Consider the following 9,802-nt stretch of genomic DNA (forward strand, 5'->3'; position numbering starts at 1 on the left):
ATTATTGAAATTTGAAGGTTTCATTCATAAATACAGACTCAATTTTAATAGTTCGTTTATAAGAATAAATTCACCTTATGGGAGTTTTTCTCATCAATGGAGCAGAATAGAAAGGGTAATTTTAACGAAAGATTTTTTATTTCTCTATATAAAGGAACGTAATGGCTATATTATTTCTATCTCTAATAAATGTACTAATAAAAGAAAAATAGAGGAGTTACTCACATTTGTAGAAAAGAATGGAACTCATATTCTTAAAGTATAAATGATTAAAAAGAGTACAATGATCCGCTTCTTGGATTAAGAATGCATGCTTTAGATCCTATAAATTTAACAAATAGAATTAGATGTATAAATTCAAATGGATATTTGGATATAAATGAAAAATGGATTTATAGAGAGGATCATTCTTTAATTGCTGCTGATTTAGATGAGCGGCAGATTATGAATTGGGTTTTAGCAGAAACAAAAGAACCGCGGGCTGTTTTAGTTCTTTGTTTAAGGTTTTTTAATTGAAACAAAAAGACCTAATTCTTTCATATATCTAGCCGTAGTAGAGCTGGATATTGTATAACCGCGTTTCTGAAGTTCGGCGGCTATTCTCATATAACCATATCGCTTTTCCATTGCAATAAATATAGCGGCAATTACCCGCAGTAATTCCAGTTTTCTTTTTTTTCTCTCTGAGACATATTGCTTTTTCCATCTGCTGTAAGCACCTTGGTCTACTCCCAGAGTTTTGCAGATTTGTTTTGCAGCGCATGTTTTTTCAAAATCCTGAATGAAAATATAGATCATATGTCTGCTTTTGGAAAGATAAGGAGCCGCTTTTATTATGATACTGGAGTCTCTTTCAGCTTTCTCAATTCTTTTTTCGATGAGGTAAATTCTTTTGTCTTCAGGGCTTAATCGCAGATATCCGGCTCCTGGGAAGCTTCCTGATCCATATTGTTTATAATCCTGACGCCATCTGTTCAGAAGAGACTTTGTTATGCCGAGTTCTTCTTCGACCTTTTCAATGCAGCCGCGTTCATAACTCAGCAGAACTGCCTTCTCTTTAAAAGCGCGGTCATAAATTTTCTGATTTTTCATATGTCCGTCATTCTATAGTTATTTGCCGGTATTAAATTCTTCAATAGTCTTATAATTAAGACTGGAATGTATCCGTATTTTGTTGTACCAGTTTTTAATATAATCAATAACAGCCGTTTTTATCTCTTTTTTTGATAATAATTTATTACGATAAATCAACTCTCTTTTTAGTGTATTGAAGAAACTCTCCGCATGCGCATTATCCAAGAAATTTTCTTTACGGCTCATACTGCGGATAATACAGTTATAAGAGTCAAGTCTTGTGATAAAAGACCTGCATGCATACTGTACCCCGCGATCAGAGTGGAATATCAGTCCTTTCTCAACGCTGCGATTACCCACAGCCATTTCCCAGGCTGCAATCGATGTCCTTTGGGCTGTCATTGTACTGCTCAGACTCCATCCTATTATTTTCCTATCATAAAGGTCCATTACAATAGTAAGATATAAAAATCTTTTATTGGTTTGGATATATGTAATGTCAGATACCCATACCTTGGAGGGACCGCTTACTTTAAACTGCTGATTTAATACATTAGGAGAAGTATAAAAGTTATGTTTGGAATCTGTTGTGATTTTGAATTTTCTTTTTGCTTTTGGATGCAGTCCCATCTGTTTCATGTACAAACCTACCTGTGTATAGGAAATTTTTGTTCCGCTGTTTGTTAATTCTTTGGCAATTTTGACGCACCCATAACGATTAGAGGAGCCTATAAATAGAGAAGTTATTTTTTCTTTAAGCAAAACTATTCGCTTTTTAGTGTCTGAAAGCGGTTGTTTTTTCCATAACCGATAACTGCTTTCGCTTATTTCCAAGGCTCTGCACATTTTATATATAGTGTATTTTTGTTCATTTTCTTTAATGAACTCAAAAATTGCAGGAAAGTCTTTTTTAAGATAGGGAAGGCTTTTTTTTAAGATTTCAAGACGCAGCTCTGCTTCATAACATTTTCTTTCAAGTACGTATATTTTCTGCTGCTCTGGATCTATTCTTGTACGGCCTTTTCCACAAAAGCATCCTGCTCCAAATTTCTCAAAAATACGGCGCCAGCTGTGCAGACACCCAGCAGTTATATTGAGTTCTTTTTCAAGTTGGGAAATATTACTTCTTTGAAAGCTCATATGGACTGCATTCTCCTTGAAAGCAGTGTCAAAAAAACGTTTTTTGGTATCTGTATCTGCTTTAGATTGTGCAGAAATTATCGTTTTTTTCCTGTTTACCTTGGGTTTTCCCTTGCCATGGAAGCAGTCTGCTGCAAATTTTTCGTAATCCTGCCGCCATTTATATAATAGTGCGGGAGTTATATTGAGCTCCCGTTCAAGCTCGGCGATATTGCTTCTCTGATAACTCAATAGAACGGCTTGTTTTTTGAAGTTGCGGTCAAAATACCGATATTGTTTTCCCATAAAGATACCTTGTGTTTATAAAACATTGAAGTTTAGTCTAAAGTGTTTTTATGATTCAGATTATTATTTAAAAGCCGTCAGTAAATCAACTGGTTTGAAATTTCAATTTCGAGACGGAGTACGTAATTTAACTGCAGGCTGTTTCAGTAGTTTAGCTTTTGTTTGTATTGGTTAAATGTCTAAAAATAATTTGTAAATAACTAAGTTTTTTGTAAGAATATGGTAGCTTAAAAAAAAATATGCATGGTCGGATCTATAAAAGGCCGGCAGTATATTTACTGCTCTGCTGTTTAAAAAAAACATGTACCATGATCTTGTCACAAAACCTAGATTAAGTTTTCAACTTTCTATAATTGTTTTCTTTTAAATCCTGCAGTTATGTTTTAACTTTTCAGAGCCGGCAATTTTAACATTGTTCTTTTTGGAGAAAAAGGATTAAATTTTAAATTTGAGGAGAAGTGCTAAACTGCATTTAAGGAATCTTTACAATGGAAAAAGCGATACAATTAAAGGTGAGAAAAGATTTAGATTCGCGCCAGCAGCTCAATGTGATCAAATTAAAAGGGAATCTGATTTCAAAAGGTTTTACTGAAATTATCCATATTATGGATAAGGACGATGAATTTCATATAAATACTTTTGAAACTGCTGCAGAACATAGAAGTGAAGCCCATAATTACATAGCAGCATTTATTAATTCGGAAAATCTTTCAGATTCGATTTCTATCTGTGAATAGAATCTTTAGGAGCTGCAGACATTTATGCCATCCAGTAACACTGGTGTTCATAATACAGTTTTGAACCCAGATCTGTGAATTCTTACTATTGCAGCATTTTTGTTTTTCGAAAACACAATGTGCTGCAATTTTACCACAAAATTTAAAGTAATAATAAACGGAAGTTTTTTATGTTAGATTAATACGCTTGAACCTTGTTTCTGTATGGCTGATTTTACTGCGTTTTTTTCTAAATTATAATATGTAATGATTCTGCCGTAAAATTAAGACAGAAGAATATATTTAAAAACGACTTTAGATTTTTGCAGTAAAAAATGGGTCAATTTGATTTTAAACCGCGGCAGGTTCTGTTTGAAAGTGACCTTCTGCAATAGTTTCTTCATAGACATTTTTCCCTGCACTTTCTTCATGAACAGGTACTGCAGCTGTTTCTTCGCCGGCATTCTGCAAGACATTTTTTCTCATGAGAAGATAGAAATCTCTTAGATGCCACCATGCTGGACAGCGGTCCATTGGCCCGTTAAAGTTTGTGATGCCGATATAGCAGCTCCTAAGGAAAATTTCTGTATTGGTGATCTTTGCCCATTCTGTCCACCTTACTTCTTTAGGCGGAGGATTGTTTTCAAAATGGCGTTTAATATCTTCGTAATTCATGCTGCAAAAGTAGTTCAAAACAGTACATAAGACAAGGCAGTAATTACCCTGACGGCTTATTATGCAGCTGTTTTTTTTATACTGTATTATTACCGTTTTGGCAGCCAGGTATTTGTCTCTGCTTTATATGCTGTATTTATTTTAACAACGTTGCTGCAGTTCGTTTTCTATACCAATCTTAATCCTTTTATTCTTGACAGTTCAGGCATTGCAGGGATGTAAGTACCGTTTAATTTTATCACAAAGGTCGGGAACAGCGGCGCGGGGCGCTGCAAAAAATTCCCCCATAAATGCAGGACGGCCGTCCTGCTTTATTGCGTTGCTTTCTGCGCTTGCTTCCCTCTGCCCGAGGCTGGTGCTATAATTAATCTTAAATCTATAGCATCATGAAAACTGCAGAAAACACCAATTGGAAAATTGTTTCAGAAATCGATCTGATTTATAAAACAAAAGTTAAAAGTTCCCAAAGACCTCATATTACATCCTCCAGTTACGCCTATAACCTCATAAAAGACTGCTGGGATCCTGGCAAGATTGAATTTTTGGAGCAGTTCAAAGTATTACTGCTTAACCAGTCCAATAAAGTGCTGGGCATTTATGAAGCGTCCTCGGGAGGCATTACAGCAACTGTCGTAGATATCAGACTGCTGTTTGCGGCAGCTCTTAAAGCAGGTGCAGTAGGCATCATTGTGACGCACAATCATCCCTCAGGACGAGCATTTCCCTCAGAGTCTGACAGCAGCATAACTAAAAAAATAACACAAGCAGGAGAGCTGCTGGATATTAAGCTTCTGGATCATCTGATTATTACCAACGAAAGCTACTATTCCTTTGCAGATGAAGGCGCTTTATAGCGTCTTTTTTCTGTTTTTTTTAATTTGGATTTTGTCTGCAGAACCTTGTTTTAGACCTGTATTCAAGCCTTGTAGGAGCGCTGTAAGTGCAGCCTGTTTACAGGACGGATTTGATATTGATTCCTATGAAAACTTGCAGCAGCATAAAAAATAATTACCCTTGTATATTTCGGGTTTAGTCCGCTTTTTTTAGATTGTTTTTAAATCTTATGGTGGCTTATTTTACAGGATACATGATTGAAGAAAACTATAAAAAAAACATATAGGATTGTAACATAAAGACAGCAGAAAAAAAAACGTGAATGAGCTGAAATGAGAAAACCGTTAACAGGAGATTTCTGATAACGGCTTTTTTGTTTTTACTGTTTTTCAGCAGCTCCTAGATTCGAGAGTTTCTGGTTCAGTTCAGCAAGACCTGCCCTTTGGAGGCATTCCTCAGAAAGCTGTTTTAATTCTGCTGTATTCTCCTTTGGAACACTCTTGAGGAGTATCGAAAGGCTGCCTTCATTTTCATTAATGCCGCGTTCGATCACATGATAAAGCAGCAGTACATTTTTTCGTGAAATCTTCAGATCCATTCTCACCATTTCATTCATTGCGGGGATACTCATAATGGTATCGAAAATCTGCACCGCATCATTTTCTGTCAGCATAATTTTCACGTTTTAAATTACGAATTGATTTTTTCCAAAGGTACGCTGAAGCTTTGAAAACAGCCCGTTCAAAATATGGCTGGGATAAGCGGGATCCAAAGGGCTTTTTTACTTTAGCGGATGAATTATTCAGGATACTCTCTAAGGCAGAATGTTTTTAAAGGGGTCGGGGGACTGCCTCGTTCCTGCAGTCGGCCAGATGTCCGTTTGTTTAACAAACGCATCGGGCTGCCTTCTGCTCGGAACTCGCTGGCAGAGAAATTGAAGGGAGAATTGTTTGAAGAAATGAAAGGGAAAAACGATGAGAAAGAAGATTTTAAACAGGACGCGTATTACAGCAGTGCGCTTTACGGCAGACGAATATGCCGGGATAGAAAAACGGTTTAAGGCCGCAGCCTGCCGCAAGATGAGCCAGTACATGAGAAAGTGCCTTCTTAATATGCCTGTAACAGTTCATTACCGCAACGAATCACTTGATGAGTGCATGCTGGAAATTATCCGCCTTAGAAAAGAGCTGAGCGCTCTTGGAAACAACTTTAATCAGACGGTTAAAAAACTGCATACTCTTGATCAGATTTCTGAATTCAGAGCATGGATTATCAGCACCGAAGCCCAGCGAAAAGAACTGCTGGAAAAGGTGGAAGCGATTCAGAGCTGTATAGAAAAAATGGCTGGGAAATGGTTGCGGTCATAAAGACGGGACATTCCGTGCGCCGTATTTTGAATTACAATGAGAATAAAGTAAAGACGGGAGAAGCCCATTGCATCGGCGAGGGTAATTATCCTCTGCCCGTAGAACGAATGAGCCTTATCATGAAACTCAGCAGACTGCTCAATCAGAACACTCTTAATGACAACGTGAAACGCGGCAGCGTGCACATCTCACTCAACTTTCATCCTTCGGAGCATTATTCCGCTGAAAAGCTCCTGCAGATAACCGATGCTTATATGGAAAAAATTGGTTTCGGACAGCAGCCTTACTTGGTTTATCAGCACCATGATGCAGGCCATCCACACATTCATCTGGTGTCGATAAAAGTGAGAGCAGACGGCTCTAGAATTGACATGCAGAACATAGGGAAGAACCAGTCAGAAAAGGCCAGAAAAGAGATTGAAAAAGATTTCGGACTGGTGCGGGCTGAAGACTCAAAAAAGGAACTGATTCCTTCCATGAAACCAGTGCCGGCCGCTAAGGTTCAATACGGTAAAACGGAGTCCAAAAAAGCGATTTCCAATGTGCTGTATGCTGTACTGTCCTCCTACAAATACACGTCGCTTGCAGAGCTCAATGCCGTGCTGCAGCTCTATCATATTAAAGCAGACAGGGGCAGTGAGAACTCGCGTGTTTTTATCTCGGGAGGACTATTGTACCGCATAGTGGATCAGAGTGGAAAACCGGTCGGTGTTCCCATAAAAGCAAGTGACTTTTCAATGCGCCCGACACTGGCTTTTTTAGAAAGAAAATTTGCTTTGAACAGGGGCGAAAAAGCTTTTGAAAAAAAGAGAATACGAAGCATTGTGGACAGCGCTTTTTTCGGGAAAGAGATGAATTTGGACAAACTCATTGTGCTGCTGGAAAAGGAAGGAATCAATACCGTGCTGCGAAAAAGTGATGCAGGACTGCTTTACGGCATAACCTACGTGGATCATGTAACCAAATGCGTGTTTAACGGAAGTGCGCTGGGCAGCAGTTACAGTGCCAAGGCGGTTTTGGAACGCTGTAAGACGACTGTGGGAAAAGAGGTCCCTTCAGCTCTTGGAACGATTTTGAAAAGCAGGATTGATTTCAGTGAAAAGCAGTCCTGTGAAAATGGGGTGCAGGAGATTAACATTAAAGGACTGCATGAGCTTATGAAACCCGAATGGCAGCCTGATTACGACGGCGGAAAGTGTAAGGCAAGACGGAAAAAGAAAAAAAGAAAGGGACGTTCAGATCTGAATTAAGATCAAATTATTTATGGTAAAAATCAAAAGCTATGCAGACAGGAGAAAATGAACAGGCGCTGAGAAAAATACTCGATATGACAAGACTTATGAGCATCGTTATACTGATGCTTCATTTTTATTATTACTGTTATGACGCATTCCGGTTCTGGGAGCTCACGGGGGCTTTTGGGAATAAGATTTTAGGTTCGGTTTATAAGACTGGACTGTTCAGAAACTTTCATTTATCTAAGCTTATTTCGCTCTGTTTTTTGGTGATTTCGCTTCTTGGGGCAAAGGGCAGAAAGAAGGAGAAACTCCAATTCAGAACCGCTTTTTATTGTATGGGATCAGGACTGCTGCTTTATTTTTTGAGCGGTCTGGTGCTGCTTTTTTATGGCTGGGTTTCAGCGGGTGCAGTGCTGTATATAGGGATTACTGTTTTGGGGTTTCTGCTGGTGCTCTCAGGAGGGACCCTGCTGTCTTGCGTAATAAAAAACAGGCTTGCTGCAGCAGATATTTTCAACAGTGAAAATGAGACCTTTCCCCAGGAGGAAAGGCTTCTGGAAAATGAATATTCCATTAACCTGCCGGCGCGTTATTACCTCAAAGATAAGCTTCGTTCGAGCTGGATCAATATTATCAATCCTTTTCGATCGCTTTTGGTTCCAGGAACACCAGGTTCGGGGAAATCTTATTTTGTAATTCGCCATGTAATTACTCAGCATATTCAAAAGGGATTTAGCATGTTCGTTTACGATTTTAAATTCGCTGATCTGACAATAATTGCTTATAATACCTGGCTGAAATACCGGCATCTTTATACTGTTGAACCCAAATTTTACATGATTAATTTCGATGATCTAAGCCGCAGTCACAGATGCAATCCTCTGTATCCTGAATCGATGACCGACATAACCGATGCAGCGGAATCAGCAAGAACAATTCTGCTGGGACTTAACCGGGAATGGATTAAAAAACAGGGTGACTTTTTTGTGGAATCCCCTATCAATTTTCTGACAGCTATAATATGGTATTTACGAAAATATAATGACGGGGAATTCTGCACTCTGCCGCACGTTATTGAACTCATGCAGCTGGACTACGACAGTCTCTTTACTCTGCTCAGAACAGAAAAAGAGATTGAAGTGCTTATCAATCCATTTGTCAGCGCCTACCTTAAGGACGTTATGGAGCAGCTTGAGGGACAAATTGCCTCTGCCAAAATTTCCATGGCAAGGCTCTCTTCCCCGCAGCTGTACTATGTACTTTCAGGTAATGACTTTACTTTGGACATCAATAACCCGCTCGAGCCTAAGATTGTATCCATGGGAAACAACCCCCAGAAAATACAAACTTACGGCGCTGTTTTATCACTTTATGTAAGCCGGTTAATCAAGCAGGTCAATCAAAAGGGAAAACTCAAAAGCAGTCTGATATTTGATGAATTCCCAACAATTTATCTCAACAATATGGACAGCTTAATTGCTACGGCAAGAAGCAATAAAGTAGCGACCTGTTTAGGAATTCAGGACTTCAGCCAGCTTAGAAAAGACTATGGACGCGAGCAGGCGGATGTGATCTTAAATATTACCGGAAATATTATTAGTGGTCAGGTTACCGGCGATACAGCCAAACAGCTTTCAGAACGATTTGGAAAAATTATGCAGGACCGCGAAAGCCTTTCAATCAATAGTGCAGACACTTCAATCAGCCGTTCCAAACAGTTGGAATCAGCCGTACCGGCTTCCAAAATTTCCTCTTTAAGTTCAGGGGAATTTGTGGGGATTGTGGCTGACAATCCTGATTGTAAAATCGAGCTAAAAGCCTTTCATTCCGAGATAGTGAATGACCATGAGGCGCTGCGAAGAGAAGAAGAAAGCTATAGGGAAATACCGCGGGTGAGGAATCTCGATAATGTCATGATACAACAGAACTATCTGCAGATCAAACAAGAAGTGCAGGATATTATTTATACTGAAATGGAGAGACTCTTAAATGATCCGGCGCTGACACATTTTATTGTGAAGAAGTGATCGTTTTGTTTTTTAGAAGAGATTTTGTTTGTGTGCTTGTTTTGATTTTGACCGGTGAGAGCGAGGTTAGTTGGAGAGGAAAGTTAGTTTGAATGGGAAGATTATTTTAATTTTTTTTCTTCTAATTTTATTTAGAACTACATTAATAACCATTCAGGGCGCTGCTTTAGAGTGTGTCTCTTTTTTGCAATTTGATTAATATTATTTCTAAGTATATTTATTTCATTGATAAGGATAATAGGTTCTTCTATTAAATAATATAATGACTGATTTCGATAAATGGCTGTAGTAGTTGGTTTTTATTTAATAATTATCTTCTTAAGGTGGTCACTAGATTTTTTACAGCGGCTTACTCCGAATCTTTTTTGAATTCGACAATACTATTTTTATTAGCCCTTATACTAATAATTCAAAAAATAACATAAGAAAGGACAGATTTAACCTTA

10 protein-coding genes are annotated in these 9,802 nt (G+C 38.3%); 6 read left to right on the plus strand and 4 right to left on the minus strand.

The window, feature by feature from the left end; all coding sequences use genetic code 11:
- Positions 1 to 265: YcxB family protein (locus BOW55_RS19940; protein WP_164975078.1), on the plus strand; the 265-nt coding region annotated here is incomplete at its 5' end.
- 233 nt (positions 266 to 498) lie between these two features.
- On the opposite strand, the gene BOW55_RS19945 is transcribed toward BOW55_RS19940, so the two are convergent.
- Both BOW55_RS19945 and BOW55_RS19950 read right to left on the minus strand, forming a co-directional pair.
- Positions 499 to 1,092 carry a transposase gene (locus BOW55_RS19945; RefSeq protein ID WP_129026136.1) on the minus strand — a complete coding sequence of 198 codons (594 nt, stop codon included), beginning with the start codon at positions 1,090 to 1,092 and terminating at the stop codon, positions 499 to 501.
- A gap of 18 nt (positions 1,093 to 1,110) precedes the next feature.
- Entirely contained in the window at positions 1,111 to 2,499 is a 1,389-nt protein-coding gene (locus tag BOW55_RS19950; RefSeq protein WP_129026138.1) for an IS3 family transposase, read from the minus strand.
- A gap of 488 nt (positions 2,500 to 2,987) precedes the next feature.
- Between BOW55_RS19950 and BOW55_RS19955 the strand changes: the two genes are divergently transcribed.
- A complete protein-coding gene (locus BOW55_RS19955; protein WP_129026140.1) occupies positions 2,988 to 3,236 on the plus strand; it encodes a hypothetical protein in 249 nt (82 codons plus the stop codon).
- 330 nt (positions 3,237 to 3,566) lie between these two features.
- Here BOW55_RS19955 and BOW55_RS19960 read toward each other — a convergent pair whose 3' ends face one another.
- Positions 3,567 to 3,890 (minus strand): hypothetical protein, encoded by a 324-nt coding sequence (locus tag BOW55_RS19960; protein ID WP_129026142.1) that lies wholly within the window; start codon positions 3,888 to 3,890, stop codon positions 3,567 to 3,569.
- A 383-nt stretch (positions 3,891 to 4,273) separates the two neighbouring features.
- On the opposite strand from BOW55_RS19960, the gene BOW55_RS19965 reads away from it, so the two are divergent.
- Positions 4,274 to 4,744 (plus strand): RadC family protein, encoded by a 471-nt coding sequence (locus BOW55_RS19965; RefSeq protein ID WP_371414549.1) that lies wholly within the window; start codon positions 4,274 to 4,276, stop codon positions 4,742 to 4,744.
- A 359-nt stretch (positions 4,745 to 5,103) separates the two neighbouring features.
- Here BOW55_RS19965 and BOW55_RS19970 read toward each other — a convergent pair whose 3' ends face one another.
- Positions 5,104 to 5,397 carry a hypothetical protein gene (locus BOW55_RS19970; RefSeq protein WP_129026146.1) on the minus strand — a complete coding sequence of 98 codons (294 nt, stop codon included), beginning with the start codon at positions 5,395 to 5,397 and terminating at the stop codon, positions 5,104 to 5,106.
- A 301-nt stretch (positions 5,398 to 5,698) separates the two neighbouring features.
- On the opposite strand from BOW55_RS19970, the gene BOW55_RS19975 reads away from it, so the two are divergent.
- Genes BOW55_RS19975 through mobC form a run of 3 tightly spaced genes read left to right on the plus strand, consistent with a single transcriptional unit; the run spans position 5,699 to position 9,356 of the window.
- Positions 5,699 to 6,091, plus strand: coding sequence for a plasmid mobilization relaxosome protein MobC (locus BOW55_RS19975; protein ID WP_129026148.1), 393 nt, complete (start codon positions 5,699 to 5,701; stop codon positions 6,089 to 6,091).
- Positions 6,076 to 7,341, plus strand: a complete 1,266-nt coding sequence (locus BOW55_RS19980) for a relaxase/mobilization nuclease domain-containing protein (RefSeq protein ID WP_129026150.1) — start codon at positions 6,076 to 6,078, stop codon at positions 7,339 to 7,341. Before BOW55_RS19975 ends, BOW55_RS19980 begins: the two co-directional genes overlap by 16 nt.
- Positions 7,342 to 7,373: 32 nt before the next feature.
- Positions 7,374 to 9,356, plus strand: coding sequence for a conjugal transfer protein MobC (gene mobC / locus BOW55_RS19985; protein ID WP_129026152.1), 1,983 nt, complete (start codon positions 7,374 to 7,376; stop codon positions 9,354 to 9,356).
- The last annotated feature ends 446 nt before the right edge of the window (positions 9,357 to 9,802 follow it).

Source organism: Flavobacterium sp. YO12 (assembly GCF_004119495.1).
Lineage (GTDB): Bacteria > Bacteroidota > Bacteroidia > Flavobacteriales > Flavobacteriaceae > Flavobacterium.

Coding starts and splice junctions, on each gene's coding strand:
- BOW55_RS19945 (WP_129026136.1), bottom strand. CDS start 1,092: ATGAAAAATCAGAAAATTTATGACCGCGCTTTTAAAGAGAAGGCAGTT.
- BOW55_RS19950 (WP_129026138.1), bottom strand. CDS start 2,499: ATGGGAAAACAATATCGGTATTTTGACCGCAACTTCAAAAAACAAGCC.
- BOW55_RS19955 (WP_129026140.1), top strand. CDS start 2,988: ATGGAAAAAGCGATACAATTAAAGGTGAGAAAAGATTTAGATTCGCGC.
- BOW55_RS19960 (WP_129026142.1), bottom strand. CDS start 3,890: ATGAATTACGAAGATATTAAACGCCATTTTGAAAACAATCCTCCGCCT.
- BOW55_RS19970 (WP_129026146.1), bottom strand. CDS start 5,397: ATGCTGACAGAAAATGATGCGGTGCAGATTTTCGATACCATTATGAGT.
- BOW55_RS19975 (WP_129026148.1), top strand. CDS start 5,699: ATGAGAAAGAAGATTTTAAACAGGACGCGTATTACAGCAGTGCGCTTT.
- BOW55_RS19980 (WP_129026150.1), top strand. CDS start 6,076: ATGGTTGCGGTCATAAAGACGGGACATTCCGTGCGCCGTATTTTGAAT.
- mobC (WP_129026152.1), top strand. CDS start 7,374: ATGCAGACAGGAGAAAATGAACAGGCGCTGAGAAAAATACTCGATATG.